Source organism: Streptomyces sp. NPDC090077 (assembly GCF_044747545.1).
Classification (GTDB): Bacteria; Actinomycetota; Actinomycetes; order Streptomycetales; family Streptomycetaceae; genus Streptomyces.
Genome location: NZ_JBIVEG010000026.1, coordinates 85457 through 108615, shown reverse-complemented (window position 1 = coordinate 108615; position 23159 = coordinate 85457). Strand labels below are relative to the sequence as shown.

At 71.0% G+C, this 23159-nt stretch carries 22 protein-coding genes; 3 read left to right on the top strand and 19 right to left on the bottom strand.

The window, feature by feature from the left end:
* The first annotated feature begins 222 nt into the window (after positions 1-222).
* On the top strand, positions 223-1821 hold the full coding sequence (locus ACIPW5_RS31550) for a serine hydrolase (RefSeq protein WP_401252221.1): 1599 nt from the start codon (positions 223-225) through the stop codon (positions 1819-1821).
* 18 nt (positions 1822-1839) lie between these two features.
* A complete protein-coding gene (locus ACIPW5_RS31545) occupies positions 1840-2808 on the top strand; it encodes a pseudouridine synthase (RefSeq protein WP_401252218.1) in 969 nt (322 codons plus the stop codon).
* On the opposite strand, the gene ACIPW5_RS31540 is transcribed toward ACIPW5_RS31545, so the two are convergent.
* The 13 genes from ACIPW5_RS31540 to ACIPW5_RS31480 all read right to left on the bottom strand — a co-directional run bounded on the left by ACIPW5_RS31540 (position 2753) and on the right by ACIPW5_RS31480 (position 15717).
* Positions 2753-3448 carry a helix-turn-helix domain-containing protein gene (locus tag ACIPW5_RS31540; RefSeq protein WP_401252216.1) on the bottom strand — a complete coding sequence of 232 codons (696 nt, stop codon included), beginning with the start codon at positions 3446-3448 and terminating at the stop codon, positions 2753-2755. The two genes, ACIPW5_RS31545 and ACIPW5_RS31540, sit on opposite strands and share 56 nt — an antisense overlap.
* A 91-nt stretch (positions 3449-3539) precedes the next feature.
* A complete protein-coding gene (locus tag ACIPW5_RS31535) occupies positions 3540-6392 on the bottom strand; it encodes a DEAD/DEAH box helicase (protein ID WP_401252213.1) in 2853 nt (950 codons plus the stop codon).
* 46 nt (positions 6393-6438) lie between these two features.
* On the bottom strand, positions 6439-7326 hold the full coding sequence (locus tag ACIPW5_RS31530; protein ID WP_401252210.1) for a diacylglycerol kinase: 888 nt from the start codon (positions 7324-7326) through the stop codon (positions 6439-6441).
* A gap of 56 nt (positions 7327-7382) precedes the next feature.
* Positions 7383-8348, bottom strand: a complete 966-nt coding sequence (gene tatC / locus ACIPW5_RS31525; protein WP_401252207.1) for a twin-arginine translocase subunit TatC — start codon at positions 8346-8348, stop codon at positions 7383-7385.
* Between the two features lie 54 nt (positions 8349-8402).
* The gene (gene tatA, locus ACIPW5_RS31520) at positions 8403-8696 is read right to left on the bottom strand and encodes a Sec-independent protein translocase subunit TatA (protein WP_401252204.1); all 294 of its coding nucleotides are present in this window, start codon (positions 8694-8696) and stop codon (positions 8403-8405) included.
* Positions 8697-8906: 210 nt separating this feature from the next.
* Positions 8907-9107 carry a hypothetical protein gene (locus ACIPW5_RS31515; protein ID WP_362472120.1) on the bottom strand — a complete coding sequence of 67 codons (201 nt, stop codon included), beginning with the start codon at positions 9105-9107 and terminating at the stop codon, positions 8907-8909.
* Between the two features lie 23 nt (positions 9108-9130).
* A complete protein-coding gene (locus tag ACIPW5_RS31510) occupies positions 9131-9364 on the bottom strand; it encodes a hypothetical protein (protein ID WP_007263172.1) in 234 nt (77 codons plus the stop codon).
* A 14-nt stretch (positions 9365-9378) separates the two neighbouring features.
* Positions 9379-10347 (bottom strand): YafY family protein, encoded by a 969-nt coding sequence (locus ACIPW5_RS31505; RefSeq protein WP_007263173.1) that lies wholly within the window; start codon positions 10345-10347, stop codon positions 9379-9381.
* A 47-nt stretch (positions 10348-10394) separates the two neighbouring features.
* Complete coding sequence (locus ACIPW5_RS31500; RefSeq protein WP_401252200.1) at positions 10395-11351, bottom strand: helix-turn-helix transcriptional regulator; 957 nt, start codon at positions 11349-11351, stop codon at positions 10395-10397.
* 126 nt (positions 11352-11477) lie between these two features.
* Complete coding sequence (locus ACIPW5_RS31495) at positions 11478-11867, bottom strand: FKBP-type peptidyl-prolyl cis-trans isomerase (RefSeq protein WP_401252199.1); 390 nt, start codon at positions 11865-11867, stop codon at positions 11478-11480.
* A gap of 31 nt (positions 11868-11898) precedes the next feature.
* Positions 11899-12906, bottom strand: coding sequence for an FKBP-type peptidyl-prolyl cis-trans isomerase (locus tag ACIPW5_RS31490; RefSeq protein WP_401252196.1), 1008 nt, complete (start codon positions 12904-12906; stop codon positions 11899-11901).
* A gap of 140 nt (positions 12907-13046) precedes the next feature.
* A complete protein-coding gene (pafA, locus tag ACIPW5_RS31485; protein WP_007263177.1) occupies positions 13047-14408 on the bottom strand; it encodes a Pup--protein ligase in 1362 nt (453 codons plus the stop codon).
* A gap of 58 nt (positions 14409-14466) precedes the next feature.
* Positions 14467-15717, bottom strand: coding sequence for an MFS transporter (locus ACIPW5_RS31480; protein WP_401252193.1), 1251 nt, complete (start codon positions 15715-15717; stop codon positions 14467-14469).
* Between the two features lie 133 nt (positions 15718-15850).
* Here ACIPW5_RS31480 and ACIPW5_RS31475 point away from each other — a divergent pair, with 133 nt between their 5' ends.
* Complete coding sequence (locus ACIPW5_RS31475; protein WP_401252190.1) at positions 15851-16849, top strand: LacI family DNA-binding transcriptional regulator; 999 nt, start codon at positions 15851-15853, stop codon at positions 16847-16849.
* Positions 16850-16915: 66 nt separating this feature from the next.
* Here the strand turns inward: ACIPW5_RS31475 and prcA are convergent, their stop codons facing one another.
* The 6 genes from prcA to arc form a co-directional block, all read right to left on the bottom strand.
* A complete protein-coding gene (gene prcA, locus ACIPW5_RS31470) occupies positions 16916-17680 on the bottom strand; it encodes a proteasome subunit alpha (protein WP_362472096.1) in 765 nt (254 codons plus the stop codon).
* 43 nt (positions 17681-17723) lie between these two features.
* On the bottom strand, positions 17724-18563 hold the full coding sequence (gene prcB, locus ACIPW5_RS31465; protein WP_401252187.1) for a proteasome subunit beta: 840 nt from the start codon (positions 18561-18563) through the stop codon (positions 17724-17726).
* The gene (locus ACIPW5_RS31460; protein WP_401252184.1) at positions 18515-19114 is read right to left on the bottom strand and encodes an endonuclease VII domain-containing protein; all 600 of its coding nucleotides are present in this window, start codon (positions 19112-19114) and stop codon (positions 18515-18517) included. The genes prcB and ACIPW5_RS31460 overlap by 49 nt, the downstream gene beginning before the upstream one ends.
* 37 nt (positions 19115-19151) lie before the next feature.
* Positions 19152-19364 carry a ubiquitin-like protein Pup gene (locus tag ACIPW5_RS31455; RefSeq protein ID WP_045947082.1) on the bottom strand — a complete coding sequence of 71 codons (213 nt, stop codon included), beginning with the start codon at positions 19362-19364 and terminating at the stop codon, positions 19152-19154.
* A 184-nt stretch (positions 19365-19548) separates the two neighbouring features.
* Entirely contained in the window at positions 19549-21060 is a 1512-nt protein-coding gene (gene dop / locus ACIPW5_RS31450; RefSeq protein WP_401252182.1) for a depupylase/deamidase Dop, read from the bottom strand.
* Between the two features lie 273 nt (positions 21061-21333).
* Positions 21334-23100, bottom strand: a complete 1767-nt coding sequence (gene arc, locus ACIPW5_RS31445) for a proteasome ATPase (RefSeq protein WP_401252179.1) — start codon at positions 23098-23100, stop codon at positions 21334-21336.
* Positions 23101-23159 lie beyond the last annotated feature (59 nt).

Here is a 23159-nt window from a genome sequence, read left to right as displayed (position 1 = left end):
GCGCCCTTGACAGGCCGGCACGAACCGGAAGGACGATGGGACTGACGGGAAGCCCCCAACCTGCTCTGAGACCGCCCGAGGGGATCCCGCTCCCCGCGGGCACCCACCCGCACCGTGGGAGGTGGGTGGGCAGCCACCGCCCGGCGGCCGGGGGTCGAGGGGGAGATAGCGGGCCCCCACACACAACCAGCGCCCCGAAAACCCCAGGCGCACACTGAACACATGCGCCCGCACCCCCACCCACACCCCCACCCACACCCGCCCACCCCCCGCGCAGCCGGCCTCCTCGGAGCCGCGCTGCTCCTGGCTGCCGCAACCGCCGCCACCACCCCCGCCGGAGCGGCGGCGGGCCCCTCCCCGCCCCCGCCCCCCAAGCCCCGCATCACCGACGCCGCCGTCGCCACCGCGGTGGCCCGCCTGGACGCGACCATCACCGACGGCATGCGCCGCACCGGCGTCCCCGGCGTCTCCGTGGCCGTCGTCCACGACGACGAGGTGGTCTACCTCAAGGGGTTCGGCCTCCGCCGCACCGGCGAGAGCGCCAAGGTGGACCCCGACACCGTCTTCCAGCTGGCCTCCGTCTCCAAGCCGGTCACCTCCACCGTCATCGCCGGCGCCCTGACCTCCCCCGACGCCTGGGACAAGCCCCTCGGCGGCACCCTCCCCGGCTTCGCCCTCAAGGATCCGTGGGTCACCTCGCACGTCACCCCCGCCGACCTGCTCTCGCACCGCAGCGGCCTCCCCGACCACGCCGGGGACCTCCTGGAGGACCTCGGCTACGACCAGGCGTACATCCTCGGCCACCTGCGCGAGGAGCCGCTGACCCCCTTCCGTGCGAGCTACGCGTACACCAACTTCGGGTTCACGGCGGCCGCCGAGGCCGTCGCCCGCGACCACGGAGTGAGCTGGCAGAAGCTCAGCGAGGACACCCTCTTCAAGCCCGCGGGGATGACCCGCACCAGTACCGAGTTCTCCGCCTACGCCGAGGCCCCGGACCGCGCCTCCGGCCACGCGAAGAACCCCGACGGCACCTGGAGCCCCCGCTACGTCCGCGACGCCGACGCCCAGAGCCCGGCCGGTGGGGCCAGCTCCACCGCCCGGGACATGTCCCGCTGGCTTCGGCTCCAGCTGAACACCGGCACCCTCGACGGCAAGCGCATCATCCCCGCCGACACCCTCACCCGCACCCGGATCCCCGAGATCGTCTCCCAGGCCCAGACCCCCCGCGGCGTCCCGCAGTTCTACGGGCTCGGCTGGAACGTCAGCTACGACGACGCCGGCCGGCTGCGCCTGAGCCACTCCGGGGGCTTCGAGCTCGGCGCCAACACCAACGTCACCATGCTCCCCCTGGAACGCCTCGGCATCGTCGTCCTGACCAACGGCTCCCCCGTCGGGCTCGCCGACTCCATCGCCCTGGACTTCTTCGACATCGCCGAGCACGGCAAGCCGACCGCCGACTGGCTGCCGCTCCTCGCCGCCACGTACGAGCAGCTGAACGACGCGGTCCGGTCCGACACCGACTACGACCGCCCGCCGGCCGGCGCGAAGCCCGCCCGCGACGACAGCGCCTACACCGGTACGTACGAGAACCCGTACTACGGCCCCGCCACCGTCACCGCCGACCCCTCGGGCAAGGGCCTGGTCCTCTCCCTCGGGCCCAAGCCGATGCGCTTCCCCCTGACCCACTACGACGGCGACACCTTCAGCTTCGAGACCAGAGGCGAGAACGCCGTCGGCCGCACCGGGGTGTTCTTCTCCGACGGCACGCTCCGCATCGAGTACCTCGACCAGAACCACCTCGGCACCTTCACGCAGAAGTAGCCGCCTACCCTGGTCCCGATGACCCGCAGATCCCACATCCCGCCCGCGCCCCTCCCCCAGCAGGCCGGTATCGACCCGGTCCGGATGCGCCTGCCCCCCGACCACGAGGGCCGCTGGCCCACCCTCGGCGCCTACCTGACCGAGCGGTACGCCGGCACCCGCGGCTCCGAGTCCATGGCCCGGCTGCTCGCCGGAGGCCGGGTGCTGGGCGAGGGCGGGCGGGTCCTGCGGCACGAGGACCCGTACGAGCCGGGCGGCTGGCTCTGGTTCCACCGGGACATGCCGCCCGAGCCGCGCGTGCCCTTCCCGATCGGCGTGGTCCACCGCGACCGGCACCTCCTGGTGGTGGACAAGCCGCACTTCCTGGCCACCACCCCGCGCGGCACCCACGTCACCGAGACCGCCCTGGCCCGGCTGCGCCGGGAGCTGGACCTGCCGCAGCTGAGCCCCGCGCACCGCCTGGACCGGATGACGGCCGGGCTGGTGATGTTCAGCATCCGGCCCGAGGACCGCGGCGCCTACCAGCTGCTGTTCCAGCAGCGCCGGGTGCACAAGGAGTACGAGGCCCTCGCGCCCCACGACCCCGCCCTGGAGCTGCCCCGGCTGGTCCGCAGCCACATCGAGAAGACCCGCGGGGTGATGGCGGCGGTCGAGGTGCCCGGCGCCGAGCCGAACGCCGAGAGCCTGGTCGAACTCACCGCGGTCCGCGGCGGGCTGGGCCGCTACCGGCTCACCCCGCACACCGGCCGCACCCACCAGCTGCGGGTGCACATGAACTCCCTGGGCCTGCCCATCCTGGGCGATCCCGTCTACCCGGTGGTGGCCGAAGCGGCCGATCCGGCGGACTACCGGCGCCCGCTCCAGCTGCTGGCCCGGATCCTGGCCTTCACCGATCCGGTCACCGGGGTCGAGCACCGGCTGGAGACCGGGCTCACCCTCCGGGCGTGGGAGGACCGGGCGGGCTGGGAGGCGGGCCCGGCGGCGTGAGTCCCGCGATCCGCAGGGCCGCGTCGGCGGCGGCCTCCGCGAAGGCCGCGACCGGCCGCTCCGGATCGGAGCGGCGGACCAGCATGACGCCCTCGATGAGGCCGAAGAGCAGGTCGTTGCGCAGGGCCAGTCCGCCCCGCTCCCGGGCGAGTTCGGCGGCGGCCGGGGTGTCGGCGAGCAACGCCCGGTAGCCGTCGCGCAGTTCGTCGCGCATCCCCCGGAACCGCTCCAGCCGGGGCCCCCGCAGTTCGGGCAGCAGGTAGAGGGCGCCCAGGTCGTGCGGGCCCCCGCACAGCAGCAGTACGTCCGAGCGGCACAGCTCCCACAGCCTCAGGGCGGCGGGCCGGGCGGTGTCGTTGATCAGCCGGCGGGCGAGCGCCAGCGAGGGTGCGACCGTGGACTCCATGAGTTCGGCGAGGAGTTCCTCCTTGCCGCCGAAGTAGTGGTACATCGTGGCCTGGCGCATTCCGGCCCGTTCGGCCACGGCCCGGGTGGTGGTGGCCGCGTACCCCCGGACGGTGAACAGTTCGGCCGCCGCACCGAGGAGTTCCTCGCGCGGCGGCCTGCCGCTGTCCGGTCTCAGCCGGTCGGCGCGCGGCCGACCGACCCGTCTCGGACCCTCGCCCGTTCCCCCGCTCATACGCCCGATCGTCGCACAGGACACCGGCGGACGATCATGGCAAGAGGTGAGATCCGGTCATCAGGGACTTCGGAGGAAGCCCCAAAAGGGCCTAGCCGACCGAGCTGTAGGCCACTACGCCCCGCAACAGGGCGTCGACGGCCTTGCGGGCGTTGCGCGCCACCGTGCTCCCGCCCGCCGAGGAGGGCGGGGCGGTCGAGGCGGGGGCCGCCTGCGCGATCTGCCCGAGCACGTCGATGACCTGCTTGCACCAGCGCACGAAGTCGCCGGCCGGCATCTCCGCCTCGCGCAGCACCTCGTCCAGGCTCTTGTCGGAGGCCCACTGGTAGGCCGCCCACGCGAAGCCGAGGTCCGGCTCGCGCTGGCCCACGCCCTCCGCCTGGTTGATGCGGTGCTCCTCCTCCAGCGCGTCGAGCCGGCCCCAGATGCGGACCATCTCGCCGAGCGCCGCCTTCGCCGGGCCGTTCGGCACCTTGGGCGGGGCCGCGTCGTCGGACTGCCGCGCCTCGAAGACCAGCGCCGAGACGCAGGCCGCCAGTTCGGCGGGGCTCAGGCCCTCCCAGACGCCCTCGCGCAGGCACTCCGAGGCCAGCAGGTCCAGCTCGCCGTAGAGCCGGGCCAGGCGCTTGCCGTGCACGGTGACCTCGTCCTCGCGCAGGTAGTCCAGCTCGGTGAGCAGCGCGTGGATCCGGTCGAAGGTGCGGGCGATGGTGTTCGTCCGGCCCTCGATGCGCCGCTCCAGCTGCTGCGTGTCCCGCTTGAGCCGGTGGAAGCGCTCCGCCCAGCGGGCGTGGTCCTCGCGCTCGTCGCAGCCGTGGCAGGGGTGGGCCCGCAGCTCGGCGCGCAGCCGGGCGATCTCGCGGTCGTCGGCCGCGGCGGCCCGGCCGGGCCGGTGCCGCTGCGGGTCGATGTGGCCGGCCTTGTTGCGCAGCGCCGTCGCCAGGTCCCTGCGGGACTGCGGGGAGCGCGCGTTGAAGGTCTTGGGGATCCGCATCCGGTCGATGGCCTCGACCGGCACCGGGAAGTCGATCGCGGCGAGCCGCTTGACCTGCCGTTCGGCGGTGAGCACCAGCGGGCGCGGGCCCTCGTGGTACTCGTACCCGCGGTGCCCGTTGCTCCGCCCGCCCGGCACGCCCGGGTCCAGGACCAGCGCGAGCCCGGCGAACTTGCCCGTCGGCACGTGGATGACGTCGCCCGGCTTGAGCTTCTCCAGCGAACTCGCCGCCTGGGCCCGGCGCTGGGCCGCGCCCTGCTTGGCGAGATCGGTCTCGCGGTCCTTGAGGTCGCGGCGCAGCCGCGCGTACTCCTCGAAGTTCCCGAGGTGGCAGGTCATGCCCTCGCGGTAGCCCTCCAGGCCCTCCTCGTTGCGCTGGACCTGCCGGGAGATCCCGACGACCGAGCGGTCGGCCTGGAACTGCGCGAAGGAGGTCTCCAGGAGTTCGCGGGAGCGGTGCCGGCCGAACTGGGAGACCAGGTTGACGGCCATGTTGTAGGAGGGCTTGAAGCTGGAGCGCAGCGGATAGGTGCGGGTGCCGGCGAGCCCGGCGAGCTGCACCGGGTCCATGCCGCGCTGCCACAGCACCACCGCGTGGCCCTCGACGTCGATGCCGCGCCGGCCGGCCCGGCCGGTGAGCTGCGTGTACTCGCCGGGGGTGATGTCGGCGTGCTGCTCGCCGTTCCACTTGACGAGCTTCTCCAGGATGACCGTGCGCGCGGGCATGTTGATGCCGAGCGCGAGGGTCTCGGTGGCGAAGACGGCCTTGACGAGGCCGCGTACGAACAGCTCCTCGACGACCTCCTTGAAGGTGGGCAGCATGCCCGCGTGGTGCGCGGCGATGCCCCGCTCCAGGCCTTCGAGCCACTCGTAGTAGCCGAGGACGTGCAGGTCCTCGGCCGGGATGGAGGCGGTGCGCTCCTCGACGATCTCGCGGACCTTCAGGCGCGCGGTGTCGTCGTTGAGCCGCAGGCCCGCGTACAGGCACTGCTGGACGGCGGCCTCGCAGCCGGCCCGGCTGAAGATGAAGTTGATGGCGGGCAGCAGGTCGTCGCCGTCCAGCCGGGCGATGACCTCGGGGCGGCCCGGGGTCCAGATCCGGCTGCGGGAGCGGCGCTCGCGCTCGCGGTCGGCCTCGCGGACCATCTTGCCGCGCCGCCGGTCCTTGGGGCTGTAGCCGCGGCTGTTCTCCTCGCGGGCCATGCGCAGCAGGTCGGGGTTGACCTCGCGGCGGGCGGAGCCGCGGCCCCCGTGGTCGGACTCCTCCTCGAAGAGGTCGTAGATCCGCCGGCCGGCCATCACGTGCTGCCACAGCGGTACGGGCCGCTCCTCGGAGACGATGACCTCGGTGTCGCCGCGGACGGTGTCGAGCCAGTCGCCGAACTCCTCGGCGTTGGAGACGGTCGCGGACAGGGAGACGAGGGTCACCGACTCGGGGAGGTGGATGATCACTTCCTCCCAGACGGCTCCGCGGAACCGGTCGGAGAGGTAGTGCACCTCGTCCATCACCACGTAGCCGAGGCCGCCGAGCGCCTGGGAGCCCGCGTAGAGCATGTTGCGGAGCACCTCGGTGGTCATCACGACCACGGGGGCGTCGCCGTTGACGCTGTTGTCGCCGGTCAGCAGGCCCACCTTGTCGGCGCCGTAGCGCTTGACGAGGTCGGCGAACTTCTGGTTCGACAGGGCCTTGATGGGCGTCGTGTAGAAGCACTTGCGGCCCTGCTGGAGGGCGAGGTGCACGGCGAACTCGCCCACGATGGTCTTGCCCGAGCCGGTCGGGGCGGCCACCAGGACGCCCTTGCCGGCCTCCAGTGCCTTACAGGCCTCGATCTGGTACGGGTCCAGGTCGAATTCGTACATCTCGCGGAAGGGGGCCAGGGCGGAGGCCTCTTCGGCGGCGCGGATCCGGGCAGCGGCGTACCGCTCGGCGGGTGAGAGTTCTTCGGTCATCTTGTCTTCGAGCCTACCCGCCGCCTCCGACAACAGTCGCGATCATTTATGTGAGGAGCCGGAGCGCTCCGGGAACGCACTCGGCGGTCACCGGGAGGGGGCCGAGCGGCTCCCCGTCGGCGTAGGCGGTCAGGTGCGGCGCTTCGAGGGTGACCTTGGCGGCGCGGTGCACGGTGACCTTGGGGTGGGACAGGTGCGTCCCGCGGTAGACCTGCGGGAACACCTTCAGCAGGGTGCCCCGGCCGCAGTCGCCGACCACGGTGACGTCGAAGAGCCCGTCGTCGGGCAGCGCGTCGGCGCATATGCGCATCCCGCCCCCGTACGAGGTTCCGTTGCCGACGGCGACGAGGGTGGCCTCCGTCTCGATGGCCGGGCCGTCGTCGAGGGTGATCCGGTACGGGAAGGGCCGGAAGGCGGCCAGCTCCAGGGCGATGGCCAGGTCGTACCTGAAGCGGCCCAGCGGCAGCCGGATCCGGTTGCCGCGGTCGTTGACCCGCGAGTCGAAGCCGGAGCACAGCACGGTGCCGTACCAGGTGCCGGCCGTCCGGCCGAGGTCGATCTCCCGGATCCGGCTCTCCTTGAGGGCCTCGGCGGCCAGCCGCCCGGCCCCGGCGGGGTCCCGCACGGGCAGCCCGAGCGAGCGGGCGAAGTCGTTGCCGGTGCCGACGGCGACCACCCCGAGCGGGACCAGCGTCCCGGCCAGGGCCTGGAGGGCGAGGGAGACCACCCCGTCGCCGCCGACCGCGATCACCGCGCCGGTGCCTTCGCGGACGGCGGCCCGCAGCCGGGCGAGGGCGTCGGGGGCGTCGGTGCCGACGACGGTCCGTACGGAGAATCCGGCTTCCCGGAGCGCGGAAGCGGCCGGCTGCGCGGCGTGCGCGCCCCGGCCGCGTCCCGCGGTGGGATTGACGAAGAGGGTGATCTCAGCGCTCACCCGCCGGAACCTACCGGAGGATGCGCGCGGTGATCACCCCCTTGGGGTGCCGCCCGTCAGGTGGCGTCGTCGTAGCCGTTGATCTGGCGGCGTCCGCCGTCGTCCTGACCGGGCAGCGCGGAGGCGGACGGGGCCGCTTCCGTGGCACCGATCGGGGCCGGCGTCAGGTCCAGCTCGGAGGCCTCGTCGTCGTCGAGCCCGGCGTCGGGGTTGTTGCGCCTGCGCCTGCGGTCGTTCAGCAGGCAGATGCCGAGGGCGACGAAGTACAGGGCGACGATCGGGGAGGCCAGCGTCAGCATGGTGATCGGGTCGCCGGTGGGCGTCGCGAACGCGGCGAAGACCGTGATGCCGAGCACCATGGCGCGCCACCAGCTGCCCAGCCGCTTCGCGGTGAGCACCCCGGTGAAGTTCAGCAGCACCAGCATCAGCGGCAGCTCGAAGGCGAGGCCGAAGACCACGACCATGCGCGTGACCAGGTCGAGGTAGTCGTCGACCGGCAGCAGGTTCTTGACGTGGTCGGGCGTGAAGCCGAGGAGGATCTCCGCGGTCTGCGGCAGGATCTTGTACGCGAGGACCGCGCCGGCGATGAAGAGCGGGGCGCCGACGGCGACGAAGCTGAGTGCGTACTTCTTCTCGCTGCGGTGCAGGCCGGGGGCGGCGAACGCCCACAGCTGGTACAGCCAGACCGGGGCGGACAGCACGATGCCCGCCGAGAGGCCGACCTTCAGCGCGATGGAGAAGGGCGCGGTCAGGCCGTTGGTGGTCATCTCGGCGCAGGGGGCACCGTTGCGCTGGTGCGTGGCACCGTTGGTGCAGCCCACGGACGACAGCATCGGTTCCAGCAGGAAGTCGATGATCGGCCGGTAGAAGTAGGCCGCGACGACCGTGACCACGATGATCGCCAGAACCGACTTCAGCAGCCGGTTCCGCAGCTCACGCAGGTGCTCGACCAGCGGCATCCGCCCTTCGGCGTCCTTCGCCTGCCGGTCTCGTTTCTCCTGCTTGCGGGCAGACTTGAGCAACCCACGTCCCTTGTCTCGTTGCAGATGGCTGTCGTGACGGGCGACCGCCGAGCGTCAGCCCTGGGTGGTGCGGTTCGTCTCGTTCACGGGCCGGGCGCTGGTGACGTCACCGGGTGCGGCCTGGATGGTGCGCGGGGCGGCGGCAGGCTGCTGCGGGGCCTGGTCGGCGACGGGGGCGGCGGTGTTCTCGGCCTCGCCGTCCTTCTTCATCGCCTTGGCCTCGCTCTTGAGGATGCGGGCCGACTTGCCGAGCGAGCGGGCCATCTCGGGGAGCTTCTTGGCGCCGAACAGCAGGACGATGACAGCGATGATCAGAAGGATCTCAAGGGGCTTCAGATTGCCGATCATGTGTGTCTTCCTTACTCACCGAAACGGCTGATGTGTGGTGGCCTGGCGATAACGGACAAAGATCCGGTACCGCTCTGACATGGATCGTAACCCCCGCGGGTTAACGCCCGGCAATCACCGGGGGTCTCCACGACTGCCTGCCGCACCGACGGTACGGGTCCGGCTCCGCGGTTTCCATATCCAGAGGACTACATGCTCGTGGCGCCCCCGCTACGGAGCCGCCGCCCGCCCGGCCCGGGCGAGGTCGGCGGCGGCCCGTTCCAGGTCGCCCGAGGCCTCCGTGATCCGGCGGCTGGCCAGCGCCACCTGCCCGGACAGCCGCCGCACCTCCAGGAAGACCCGCAGGGCGAGGACGGACAGGACGGCGAGCCCGAGGAATCCAAGGGCGATCGCGAGCATCGGCCACAGCATGCCAAGAGCCTATCGTCCCGTCCTCAGACACTGCGCAGGGTGCTCACTCCCCCGCCCGTCAGCAGCTCCACGATCCGCTCACCGGCCGGTTTGCGAACGGCCGCCGCGCACTCGGGGCAGGTGAAGGAGTAGAAGGTGGCGCGGCGGCTGCCGCCGATCGCCAGGCGCAGCGCGTCCGCCGCGAGCTCGAAGCGCGCCCGGCACTCGGGACAGGCCGCCTTGAACGTGACCGGTACGAGACCTGCTGATCGCGACATCTCTCCCCGCTCCTCTAGACCTGTTCCCCGTACCCCGCGAGTGCTTCTCCAGCGGCCTTCCGGGCGCTGTCCGCCAGCTCCGGCGGCGACACGATCCGCCCGTCGCGGCCCAGGCGCAGCGCGAGGCGGCGCAGCGAGGCCGGGTCGGGGCTGCGCAGCGTGATCCGCAGGCCCCCGTCGGCCAGCTCCTCGGCGCTGTCGTGCGGGTAGTACTCGGCGACCCAGCGCCCGCCGGGGCCGACCTCGACCACCACCTCCGGGTCCTCCGCGGCCGGCTGCACCAGGCCCACCGACAGGTCCCGGGGCTCGATGGCGGGCGGCTCGGCCCGCTCGTCGAGCAGCCGGATCTCGGCGACCCGGTCCAGCCGGAAGGTGCGGCGGGCCTCGGAGAGGTGGCACCACCCCTCCAGGTAGGTGTGGCCGACCGCGAAGAGCCGGATCGGGTCGACGGTGCGCTCGGTGAGCTCGTCGCGGGCGGGCGAGTAGTAGCGCAGCCAGAGCCGGCGCCGCTCGGAGATGGCCCGGTCGACGTCGGCGAAGACCCCGCCCTCGGACTCGAAGGTCACCGACAGCCGGGAGCTGGCCCCGGCGGCCTCGCCGGCGGCGGCCTCCAGCTTGGCGGTGGCCCGCAGCAGCGCGTCCCGGTCGCTCTCGCGGAGCCCCGGCAGGGTCGCGACGGCGCGGGCGGCCACCAGCAGGGAGGTGGCCTCGTCGGCGGCGAGCCGCAGCGGCTCGGCGGTGGACTCCCCCGAGGCGTCGGCGTTGTGCCACCAGATGCGGTCGCCGTCGGTGTCGATGTCGAGCAGGTCCCCGCCGCGGAAGCTGGTGCCGCACATGGGCAGCACGTCGAGGTCCGAGATCAGCTCGTCCTCGGTGATCCCGAAGGCGCGGGCGACGTCCGCGACGTGCGCGCCCGGGCGCTCGCGCAGGTAGGTCACCAGGGACAGCATCCGGCGGGTCTGGTCGATGGCGTTGGCGGCCATGCTGCTACGTCTCCCCCTCAGGGCGTTGCTGCGGTTGTTGTTCGGGTTCAGCCCTGGGCGACGGCGCGCAGCCGGTCCACCACGTCGGCCCGCAGGTCGGCCGGCCCGACCACGACCACGTCCGGGCCGAACTCCACGAGCCAGGCGTCCAGCCCGTGCCCGTAGGGGATCTCCAGCTCGTCCCAGCCGTCGCCGCCCCCGCGCACCGCGGTGGCCTTGGCCCGCAGCGGGTAGCCCGCCCCGGAGCGCAGCCGGATCAGCGCCGAGCGCTCGGCGCCCTCGCCGGCCCAGGCCGCCACCGTCTCGCGCACCGTCACCACGTCCGGGACGTCGGCGGTGTACTTCCCGGCCCGGGAGCGGACCTTCCCGGTGATCCGGGAGAGGCGGAAGACGCGCTCCGCCCCGCGGTCGCGGTCGTACCCGGCCAGGTACCAGTGGCCCCGCCAGCACTCCAGGGCCCACGGCTCCACCTGCCGCGGCTCGGGGCGGGCGGCGTTGGACTTGCGGTACTCGAAGACCACCGGCCGCCGGTCGCGGCAGGCCAGCATCAGGGGCTCGAAGGCCGCCTCGTGGACGGGGATCCGCGGCTCGATGGCGCTGTGCTGGCCCTCGTACGGATCGCCGGCCTCCGGCATCCCGCCCGCGCGGAGCTTCTGCAGCGCACCGCTGGCCGCCCCGGCCAGCCGGGCCTGCTGCCACACCTTGGCGGCCAGCCCCAGGGCCGCGGCCTCCTCGGCGTCCAGGGAGACGGGCGGCAGCCGGTTGCTGTCCCGGCGCGCCAGGTAGCCGGTCTCGCCCTCCAGGTTCTCCACGGTCTCGATCACCAGACCGAGCTCGCGCAGGTCGTCCTTGTCCCGCTCGAACATCCGGTTGAAGGACTCGTCGTTCCCTGCTTCGAGGTAGGCCTCGATGGAACCGCGCAGCTCACGCTTGCTGAGGGGACGACGCGTCCCCAACAGGCACAGCGCCAGGTTCATCAGCCGCTCGGCCTTGGCGATCGCCATCGACGCCCTTCCCCCCACTCTTCGGCACACACTCGTGACCGTTGACCGTACCGCCCCCGCGGTCCCCGGCAAAAGCGAGGGCCCCCGCCTCACGGCGGGGGCCCTCGGTGATCACAGCGGGTGAGATCAGACGCCCATCAGGTCGCAGACGAAGATCAGCGTCTCGCCCGGCTTGATGGCGCCGCCGGCGCCGCGGTCGCCGTAGGCGAGGTGGGCCGGGATCGTCAGCTTGCGACGGCCGCCGACCTTCATGCCCTGGACGCCCTGGTCCCAGCCCGGGATGACCTGGCCGATGCCCAGGATGAACTGCAGCGGGGCGCCGCGGTTCCAGGAGGCGTCGAACTCCTCACCGGAGGAGAAGGCCACGCCCACGTAGTGGACGGAGACCTTCTTGCCGGCCTCGGCCACCGGGCCGTCGCCCTCCCAGATGTCCTCGATGACCAGGTCGGTCGGGACCGGACCCTCGGGGAAGTCGATCTCGGGCTTCTCGAGCTCGCGCACGGAACTGCTCCTCATACGTACGAAACGATGTACAACCGGAACAGTCTTACACTGCTCCGACGATGTCCACGACGAAGACCAGGGTCGAGTTGGCCGGCAGGTCCTCACCCTTGGCCTGGTCCTTGTACGCCATCTCCGGCGGGATCACCAGCAGCACGCGGCTGCCGACCTTCTTGCCCACCAGGCCCTTGTCCCAGCCCTCGATGACCTGACCCTCGCCGATCTTCGTCGAGAAGGGCTGCCCGGTCTTCCACGAGGTGTCGAAGAGCTTCGCCGCGTCCTTGCCCTGGTTCGGGGCCCACGCCGCACCGCTGTACTGCATGTACACGGTCTGGCCGTTCTTGACCTCCGGGCCCTTGCCCTCGATCAGGACCCGGTCGACCAGCTCCTTCGGCGGGTCGCTCTTCGGGACCGTGATCGTCGCGGCCTTGTCCTCGTCCGCCTTCACCTGCGGCAGCTCGGACGGGATCGCCGCCTGGGTGCCCTCGGCCTTCTTCGGCAGCACGGAGTCCACGTCGAGGACGAACACCAGGTTGTCCTTCGGGCCGACGCCCAGCTGGGGCTGGCCCTGCTCACCGAAGGCCGCCGCCGGCGGGGCCACGACCAGGAGACGGCTGCCGACCTTCTTGCCCAGCACCGCGTCGCTGAACAGCGGCAGGATCTGCGGCGAACCCGCCGGGACGACCAGCGGCTGACCGTCCTGGTCGTAGGAGCCGCTCAGCTCCTTGCCGCTCTTCCAGACCTTGCCCGTGTACTTCGTGACCACGAGATCGTCCTTCTTGATCTCCGGCCCGGTGCCCTCCTTGACGGTGTTCACCACGAACTTGCCGCTCGGCTCGCCCTTGGGAACGGTGATCTCCGCCTTCTTGCCGGCCTCGCCGGCGACCGTCGGCATCGGGTCGGCCGACGCCACCGCCTTCGGCACCTCGGTCTTCGCGGTGCTGGCCGACGGGGACGCCGAGGGGTCCTTCTTCTTCTCCTCGTCGCCCCCTCCGCAGGCCGCGGTGAGCATCAGAGCCGGCACGATGAGCGCGGCAGCAAGTCGGCGTCGCACAATGGTCCTCAGGGTTGCTGGAATGGTCCGTCGTAGCGGCCCACTCTACGGGCTGACCCCTGCGCGACAAGGCGGTGGCGTGCGGGGACCCCGCACGCCACCGCGCACGGGGTCCCGGCCGCTCCGCATCACACGCCGGATCACATGCCGGCGATCAGCTTCTCCACCCGGTCGTCCACCGACCGGAACGGGTCCTTGCACAGCACCGTGCGCTGCGCCTGGTCATTGAGCTTCAGGTGCACCCAGTCGACCGTGAAGTCCCGTCGCTGCTCCTGCGCCCGGCGGATGAAGTCGCCGCGCAGCCTGGCCCGGGTGGTCTGCGGGGGCACCGACTTGCCCTCGAAGATCTTCAGGTCGTTGCACACCCGCGCCGCCTGCCCCTTGCGCTCCAGCAGGTAGTACAGGCCCCGGCGGCGGTGGATGTCGTGGTACGCGAGGTCTATCTGGGCGACCCGCGGGTTGGACATCGTCATGTTGTGCTTGGCCCGGTACCGCTCGATCAGCTGGTACTTCATCACCCAGTCGATCTCGGTGCCGATCCGGTCCAGGTCCTGCGCCTCGACGGCCTCCAGGGTGCGGCCCCACAGCTCCAGGACCTGCGCCACCACCCCCGTGTTGATGCCCCGCCGGTCGGCGAAGTCGAGGGCCTTGTCGAAGTACTCCCGCTGGATCTCCAGCGCCGAGGCCTCCCGGCCGCTGGCCAGGCGCACCTTGCGCTGGCCCGTGATGTCGTGGCTGACCTCGCGGATCGCCCGGATCGGGTTCTCCAGGGTCAGGTCCCGCATCACGGTGCCCGCCTCGATCATGCGCAGCACGAGGTCGGTGGCGCCGACCTTGAGCAGCATCGTCGTCTCGGACATGTTCGAGTCGCCGACGATGACGTGGAGCCTGCGGTAGCGCTCCGCGTCGGCGTGCGGCTCGTCGCGGGTGTTGATGATCGGCCGGGAGCGGGTGGTGGCGGAGCTGACGCCCTCCCAGATGTGCTCGGCCCGCTGGCTGACGCAGTAGACCGCGCCCCTGGGCGTCTGCAGCACCTTGCCCGCGCCGCAGATCAACTGGCGCGTGACGAGGAACGGGATCAGGATGTCCGCGAGGCGGGAGAATTCGCCGTGCCGGGCCACGAGATAGTTCTCGTGGCATCCGTACGAATTGCCCGCCGAGTCGGTGTTGTTCTTGAAGAGGTAGACGTCGCCCGCGATTCCCTCCTCGTGCAGGCGGCGTTCGGCGTCGACGAGCAGGCCTTCGAGAATGCGCTCGCCGGCCTTGTCGTGAGTGACCAGTTCGGTCAGGTTGTCGCATTCGGGTGTTGCATATTCCGGATGCGAACCCACATCGAGGTACAGGCGGGCGCCGTTCCGCAGGAAGACATTGCTGCTGCGGCCCCATGACACGACACGGCGGAAGAGGTAGCGCGCCACTTCGTCAGGAGACAGTCGGCGCTGTCCCCTGAACGTGCACGTGACGCCGTACTCGTTCTCCAGCCCGAAAATGCGGCGGTCCATGACTGAACATTACGCCTTCTGCACTCTTCTGAAACCGAGTTCGAGAACGGCGTTCCGGTCAGTTTTTGATCAAGGGCTCCCGGACGGGCTCCGGCGCACCCTCCGCCGACCCCGCGACGGCCCGGCTGCGGCCCGCGCCCGCCAGTGCCCCCTGAGTCAGCATCAGCACCACCAGCGCCGCCGCGCCACCACCGCAGGCCACCGCGAAACCGGCCGCCACACCGCCCCGTTCCAGCGCCGGACCCGCCGCCGCCGTACCGATCGCGGCGCCGACCCCGAAGAAGGTCACCAGCCAGGAGAAGGCCTCCGTCACCGTGCCCGCCGGGGCGTGCCGGTCCACCACGATGAACGCACAGGCCAGCGAGGGCGCCAGGAACACGCCCGCCAGCGCCGCCAGCGCCGTCATCGCCACCGGGCCCACGTCCAGCAGCAGCGGCAGGTAGCAGACCGCCAGCAGCGCGACCAGCAGCCGCAGCCGCCGCTCCGGAGCCCCGGCCCACTGGCGCGCGCCGTAGACCACGCCGCCGACCAGGGCGCCCAGGCCCAGCGCCGCCATCAGCCAGCCGTACACGGCCTGGCCGCCGTTCTCGTCGGCGTAGGCCACCGCCGCCACAGCGATCGAACCGAGCGCCATGCCGATGAAGAAGAACGCGCCCAGCAGCGCCAGCAGCCCGCGCGAGCGCAGCGCGCCCAGCCAGTGCGCCTCGCGCGGCGCGGAGCGCCAGGTCCGCGAGGGCTCCGAGAGCACCACCATCAGCACACCGAGCAGACCCACGCCGTTCAGGACCAGCAGCGCCACGGCCGGGGACCACAGGGACACGCACAGGGTGACCAGCAGCGGCCCGACCGTGTACATGATCTCCTGGGCCACCGCGTCCATCGCGTACGCCGCGTGCACCCGCTCCTCGCGGCCGCCGAGCACCCCCGGCCACAGGGCCCGCAGACCGCCCTCCAGCGGCGGGGTGAAAAGGCCGGAGACCACCATCGCCGCGTACGCGGCCGCCACCGAGTCCGTGCCGGCCACGGCCAGCCAGACCATGCCCGCCGCGGACACCAGCGCCGCCGGCAGCTGCACGCGCGGCTGCCCGTACAGGTCCACCGCCCGGCCCAGCAGCGGCTGGCCCACGGCGTTGGCGAGCCCGTACACGGCCGCCAGCGCGCCCGCCAGGCTGTAGCTGCCGCCCTGGTCCCGGACGAAGAGGACGATCGCGATCGCCGCCGTGGCGTTCGGCAGCCGGCCTATCAGCGTGCCCGCCAGCAGCCTCGCGGCGTACCTGGTCCTGAGCAGCTCCGCGTAACCCGCGGCCATGACCGCCCCCTTCTGCCCGGATCACCGGGGTAATACGTATAACGAGACACGTCATACGTACCATGGCGACAGACCACGGGTCCACCCGGCGAACCGCCCGCACCCGTCCCACCTCGCATTTCAGGAGCCCCCTGTGACGAGACCCACCAGCCGCGACGTCGCCACCGCCGCCGGGGTCTCCCAGGCCACCGTCTCCCTCGTCCTCGGCGAGAAATGGCGCGGCCGTGTTTCCGAACGCACCGCCGGCCTCGTCCGCGAAGCCGCCACCACCCTCGGCTACCGCCCCAACCTCGCCGCCCGCAACCTCCGCCTCGGCAGCACCCGCACCGCCCTCCTCGTCGTCCCCGCCCTCACCAACGAGTTCTTCGCCCGCGTCTACACCGGCGCCGCCCGCATCGCCGCCGAACACGGCTTCGGCGTCGTCCTCTACCCCTCCCCCGACGGCACCGGCCCCGCCCGCGACCCCTTCGCCTCCGCCCGCGCCGCCCTCGACGGAGTCATCGCCTCCTCCATGGCCACCGGCGCCCTCGACGCCCTCGGCGGCGACGGCCTCCCCCTCGTCATGCTCGACAGCGACCCCGCCTCCGGCCGCGCCGCCGCCCACGTCAACCTCGCCATCACCGACGGCATGCGCCAGGTCACCGAACACCTCCTCGGCCTCGGCCACCGCCGCTTCCTCCACCTCGCCGCCGACGTCGACTCCTGGACCTTCGACATCCGCGCCGACGCCCTCGCCGCCCTCCTGCGCCCCCACGCCACCCTGCGCACCACCCGGGCCGCACTCACCGTCGACGCCGCCCGCGCCGTCGCCGGAACCGCCCTCGCCGACGCCCGCGACCGGCCCACCGCCGTCGTCTGCGACGACGACATCCTCGCCGCCGGCGTCTGCAAGGCCGCCCGCCGCCTGGGCCTGCGCGTCCCCGAGGACCTCTCCGTCACCGGCGTCGACGACCTCGCCCTCGCCACCGCCGTCGAACCCGAGCTCACCACCGTCGCCCTGCCCGCCGAGCGCGTCGGCGAACAGGGCATGACCGCCCTCCTCGCCGTCCTCGACGGCACCCCCTGGACCGCCCCCGAGATCCCCGTCGAACTCACCGTCCGCGACTCCACCGGCCCCGCCCCGGCGCCCTGAAACGCACGAGGGCCCCGGCCCGACCCCCACACGGGGGATCGGACCGGGGCCCGTGCACCACGCGGCCTACTCGGCGTCGTCCTCCGACACCTCGTCGTTCGAGACGGCATCCGCCTGGGCCGCCGCCGGAACGTCCGCCTCCAGCAGCCGCGCCAGCTGCCGGCCCCGGATCCGCTTGAACTTGCGCTGCTGCGACCGCGTCCGGTCCAGCACCGCGACCTCCAGCCGCTCCGCCGGAATGGTCTTGTCCGCACCGTTCGCCTGGCTCGACAGCGCCTGCACCGCCAGCTTCAGCGCGTCGGGCAGGGTCATCCCGTCCTGGTGGCGCTGGTCGAGGTAGGTACTGATCTGCTCGGCGTTGCCGCCGACCGCGACCGAGCCGTGCTCGTCCACGATCGAGCCGTCGTGCGGCAGCCGGTAGATCTGGTCCCCGGCCGCCGTCGCGCCGACCTCGGCCACCACCAGCTCCACCTCGTACGGCTTCTCGCCGGCCGAGGAGAAGATGGTGCCGAGCGTCTGCGCGTACACGTTCGCCAGACCGCGCGCCGTCACGTCGTCACGGTCGTAGGTGTACCCGCGCAGATCGGCGTAGCGCACGCCGCCGATCCGCAGGTTCTCGTACTCGTTGTACTTGCCGGCGGCCGCGAAGCCGATCCGGTCGTAGATCTCGCTGAACTTGTGCAGCGCACGGGACGGGTTCTCGCCGACGAACACGATGCCGTCGGCGTACTGCAGCACGACGAGGCTGCGGCCGCGGGCGATGCCCTTCCGGGCGTATTCCGCCCGGTCGGCCATGGCCTGCTGGGGTGACACATAGAACGGAGTCGACACCGGTTATCCGTCCCTTTCTTCTGGGCGACGAGACGAGGACTGGTCAGAGCAGGGCGGCGCGCGGTCCGTCGGGCTCCTGGAGCCGGCGGTCCGTCACCTTGCGGGCGAGCGCCTGCGACTCGTCCTCGTCCAGCCTGCGGAAGCCCTCGTCGGTGATGACGGTGACGATGGGGTAGATGTGGCGGTACAGGTCCGGCCCGCCGGTCGCCGAGTCGTCGTCGGCGGCGTCGTACAGCGCCTGCACGACCAGCGTGGTGGCCTGGTCCTCCGACAGGTCGGGACGGTAGAGCTTCTTCATCGAGCCCCGGGCGAAGATCGAACCGGAGCCGGTGGCGGCGTAGCCGTGCTCCTCGGAGCGGCCGCCGGTCACGTCGTAGGAGAAGATCCGGCCCTTCTCCTTGGCCTCGTCGTACCCCGCGAAGAGCGGCACGACCGCGAGCCCCTGCATGGCCATGCCCAGATTGCTCCGGATCATGGTGGAGAGCCGGTTCGCCTTGCCCTCCAGGGAGAGGGTCGCCCCCTCCACCTTCTCGAAGTGCTCCAGCTCCAGCTGGAACAGCTTCACCATCTCCACGGCCAGGCCCGCCGTACCGGCGATGCCGACCGCGGAGTACTCGTCGGCCGGGAACACCTTCTCGATGTCCCGCTGCGCGATCATGTTCCCCATGGTCGCCCGCCGGTCACCGGCGAGCACGACCCCGCCGGGGAAGGTGGCGGCGACGATGGTCGTCCCGTGCGGGGCCTCGACGATCCCCTCGGGGAGCTTCCGGTTCCCCGGCAGCATCTCGGGCGCGTGCGCGCCCAGGAAGTCCATGAAGGACGACGACCCCGGCGTCAGGAAGGCTGCCGGTAGACGCCCTGTGCCACGATTGTTGGCTTCCACGCGTGTCCCTCCAGATATGAGACGACCCGACGGGCTGCGTCGGGATCATCACCCAACTTGCCGATGGCCGTGTTGCAGTTGAAGCAAAGTACGCCTCGGACCTTACCCGTGGTGTGGCAATGATCCACATGTACGGCCGGAGCCTTCAAACAGATGAGACAGACCCCGCCCTGGGCGGCGATCATCTCGTCCCGCTCGGCCTCGGTCATGCCGTAGGAACGCTTGAGATGGCCCGCGCGCCCCTGGATGGCCCGGCACGCCTTGCACCGAGTCGACAAGCCGTCCGACGCAGTAGCGTTCTTGTGCCACTCGCTGTGCGGTTTGATCTCCCCGCACTGCCGACAGAGCTTGTGGCCCGGTGGGGCGTCCACCTTCTCCTTGACAACCTTGCCTCTCTCTGCCTGTCGGCGCCGGGAGTGTGCGGCGCCGTACTCCGCCACACACTCCCGGCATCTCGGCTGAAGGCCGTCGCCGCGATTTCGGTCTAGGGCGAACCCCCTCAGTGGTACGTCCCGGCCACAGCCGCGACACCACTTCGTTCCGTTGGACATGGAACGAATACTTGCGAATCCACCTTAGATTCGAAGGCTATTCGCCGCCTTTTTGTACGAAACTCCGAACGAAGTCCTCGGCATTTTCCTCGAGTACATCGTCAATCTCGTCAAGAACCGAGTCGACATCGTCGGAGAGCTTCTCCTGCCGCTCCTTGAGGTCGGACTGCGCTTCCGCGGCCTGCTCCTCGACCTCTTCGGTCGAGCGAGTGGCCTTCTGCTGTCCGCCGCCGGTGTCCTTGGTCGCCATGTCTACCTCACCCCGCTCGGTTCGCACGCTCACACAGAGAGACCCCGGGATTCGGGACCTCTCAAGATCAGACCCTACGTCGGACCCTACAAGGAGGGTCCGGTGTTCGTCCCCGTACTTTCACAACGTCCGGGTGCCTTCATGATTCCCGGACCGGGGCCCTTTCAGGCCCCGGAAGCGCCACTCACTGACCGGAAAGCACCCGGACCAGGTCCTCCGCCGTGCGGCAGCGGTCCAGGAGCTCCTTGACGTGGTTCCGGGTGCCCCGGAGGGGCTCCAGGGTGGGGACGCGCTGGAGGGAGTCGCGGCCCGGGAGGTCGAAGATCACCGAGTCCCAGGAGGCCGCCGCCACGTCGTCCGCGTACTGCTCCAGACAGCGGCCGCGGAAGTACGCCCGGGTGTCCTCCGGGGGCTTGCTCTCCGCCCGCTCGACCGCCGGCTCCTCCAGCAGCCGCTTCATCTTGCCCCGGGCCACCAGCCGGTTGTACAGGCCCTTCTCGGGCCGTACGTCCGAGTACTGGAGGTCCACGAGGTGGAGGCGCGCCGCGTCCCAGCCCAGGCCGTCGCGGCGCCGGTAGCCCTCCAGGATCTCCCGCTTGGCGATCCAGTCGAGCTCCCCCGACAGGCTCATCGGGTCCGTCTCCAGCCGGCCCAGTACGTCCTCCCAGCGCCCGAGGACGTCCTTGGTCTGCTCGTCCGCGTCCGTCCCGAACCGCTCGTCCACGTACTTCCTGGCCAGCTCGAAGTACTCCATCTGGAGCTGTACGGCGGTCAGGGTGCGCCCGCTGCGCAGCGTGATGAGGTGCTGGAGGTCGGGGTCGTGGGAGACCTGGTGGAGGGTGCGGACGGGCTGGTCCACGGCGAGGTCGACGTTGATGAAGCCGTCCTCGATCATGGACAGGACGAGCGCGGTCGTGCCCAGCTTGAGGTACGTGGAGATCTCGGAGAGGTTCGCGTCGCCGATGATCACGTGGAGGCGGCGGTACTTCTCGGCGTCCGAGTGGGGTTCGTCGCGGGTGTTGATGATGGGGCGCTTGAGGGTGGTCTCCAGCCCGACCTCGACCTCGAAGTAGTCCGCCCGCTGGCTGATCTGGAAGCCGTGCTCGCGGCCGTCCTGGCCGATGCCGATGCGGCCGGCCCCGGTGACGACCTGGCGGGAGACGAAGAAGGGGGTCAGGTGGCGCACGATGTCCGAGAAGGGGGTCTCCCGCTTCATCAGGTAGTTCTCGTGCGTGCCGTAGGAGGCGCCCTTGTTGTCGGTGTTGTTCTTGTAGAGGTGGATCGGCTGGGCGCCGGGCAGCTGGGCGGCCCGCTCGGCGGCCTCGGCCATGATCCGCTCGCCGGCCTTGTCCCAGAGCACGGCGTCGAGGGGGTTGGTGACCTCGGGCGAGCTGTACTCGGGGTGGGCGTGGTCGACGTAGAGGCGCGCGCCGTTCGTGAGGATGACGTTGGCGAGGCCGATGTCCTCGTCGGTGAGCTGGCTGCTGTCGGCGGCCTCGCGGGCGAGGTCGAAGCCGCGGGCGTCCCGCAGCGGATTCTCCTCCTCGAAATCCCAGCGGGCGCGTCGCGCCCGGTGCATCGCCGCCGCGTAGGCGTTGACGATCTGGGACGAGGTGAGCATGGCATTGGCGTTCGGGTGCCCCGGAACGGAGATCCCGTACTCCGTTTCGATCCCCATTACTCGCCGTACGGTCATGCGGCCCTCCTTGCCCGGCGGCGCTCCCGTTCGGGAGCGGCGCTCAAGTACCGCTGGTGCTCCGGTGCGTCGTGTGCGGTGCCCGTCCCCGCACTGCGCGACCGGCGGTACGGAAGAGCCTAGAACCACTCCGCGCTGGTGGGGAGATCATTTCAGTCATTGAATTCCGCCTCGTCACCGGCTGAAAAAGACGGATCGAGGCCGGCGGTAATACGGGCGGTAAAGCAGTCGGCCGCGGGTGCCGTGTGAGGCACCCGCGGCCGCCTCGCTCCGTCAGAGGTACTGACCCGTGTTCGCCACCGTGTCGATGGAGCGTCCGGTGTCCGCGCCCTGCTTTCCGGTGACGAGGGTGCGGATGAATACGATCCGCTCGCCCTTCTTTCCGGAGATGCGGGCCCAGTCGTCCGGGTTGGTGGTGTTGGGCAGGTCCTCGTTCTCCTTGAACTCGTCCACGCAGGCCTGGAGGAGGTGGGAGACCCTCAGGCCCTTCTGGTTGTGTTCGAGGAAGGCCTTGATGGCCATCTTCTTGGCCCGGTCCACGATGTTCTGGATCATGGCGCCGGAGTTGAAGTCCTTGAAGTAGAGGACTTCCTTGTCGCCGTTGGCGTACGTGACCTCGAGGAAGCGGTTCTCCTCGGTTTCGGCGTACATCTGCTCGACGACGGTCTGGATCATGCTGTGGACGGCCACCTGGGGCGAGCCCGAGTGCTCGCCGAGGTCGTCCGCGTGGAGCGGGAGCGAGGCCTTGAGGTACTTGGCGAAGATGTCCTTCGCCGCCTCGGCGTCCGGGCGCTCGATCTTGATCTTCACGTCGAGCCGGCCGGGCCGCAGGATGGCCGGGTCGATCATGTCCTCGCGGTTGGAGGCGCCGATGACGATGACGTTCTCCAGGCCTTCCACGCCGTCGATCTCGGCGAGCAGCTGGGGGACGATGGTGTTCTCCACGTCCGAGCTGACTCCGGATCCGCGGGTGCGGAAGAGGGATTCCATCTCGTCGAAGAAGACGATGACGGGGGTGCCCTCGCTCGCCTTCTCCCTCGCACGCTGGAAGACGAGGCGGATGTGCCGCTCGGTCTCGCCGACGTACTTGTTGAGGAGCTCGGGGCCCTTGATGTTCAGGAAGTACGACTTGCCGGCCGCCTGCCCGGTCACTTCCGCGACCTTCTTGGCAAGGGAGTTGGCGACGGCCTTGGCGATGAGCGTCTTGCCGCAGCCGGGCGGACCGTAGAGCAGGATGCCCTTCGGGGGCCGCAGTTCGTGCTCCTTGAACAGGTCGGGGTAGAGGTAGGGGAGCTCGACGGCGTCGCGGATCAGCTCGATCTGGTCGCCCAGGCCGCCGATCTTCTCGTAGTCGATGTCCGGGACCTCTTCGAGGACCAGGTCCTCGACCTCGCTCTTCGGGACGACCTCGTAGACGTAGCCGGAGCGGGGCTCGAGCAGGAGGGCGTCGCCGGGGCGGATGGTGATGTCCAGGAGCGGCTCGGCGAGCCTCACCACCCTTTCCTCGTCGGTGTGCCCGACCACCAGGGCGCGCTCGCCGTCCTCGAGGATCTCCTTGAGGGTGACGATGTCCCCGGCGCGCTCGAACTCCATGGCCTCGACCACGTTGAGCGCTTCGTTGAGCATGACCTCCTGGCCGCGCCGGAGGTCTTCCGGGTCGACGCTGGGGCTCACGTTCACGCGGAGCTTGCGGCCGCCGGTGAAGATGTCGACGGTGCCGTCCTCGTTCGCCTGGAGGAAGACACCGAAGCCGGCGGGCGGCTGTGCGAGGCGGTCGACCTCTTCCTTGAGGGCCACGATCTGGTCGCGGGCCTCACGGAGGGTGTTCGCCAGTCGTTCGTTCTGCGCGGAGACGCCTGCCAGATTCGTCTGGAGCTCGACGATCCGCTCTTCGAGAATCCTCGTGTGTCGCGGAGAGTCGGCGAGCTTGCGTCGCAGGACGGCGATTTCCTGCTCGAGAAAGGCAACCTGGCCAGCGGGGTCCTCAGACCCTCGCCCGGGCCGGATGCCGCGGTTGATGTCGTCGTCGTGGGCTGCCACGGTCCTCACCTCCTCCAAGGGGAGCTGGACGCTTCCTGACCCTACCTGGGCTGGTGGTG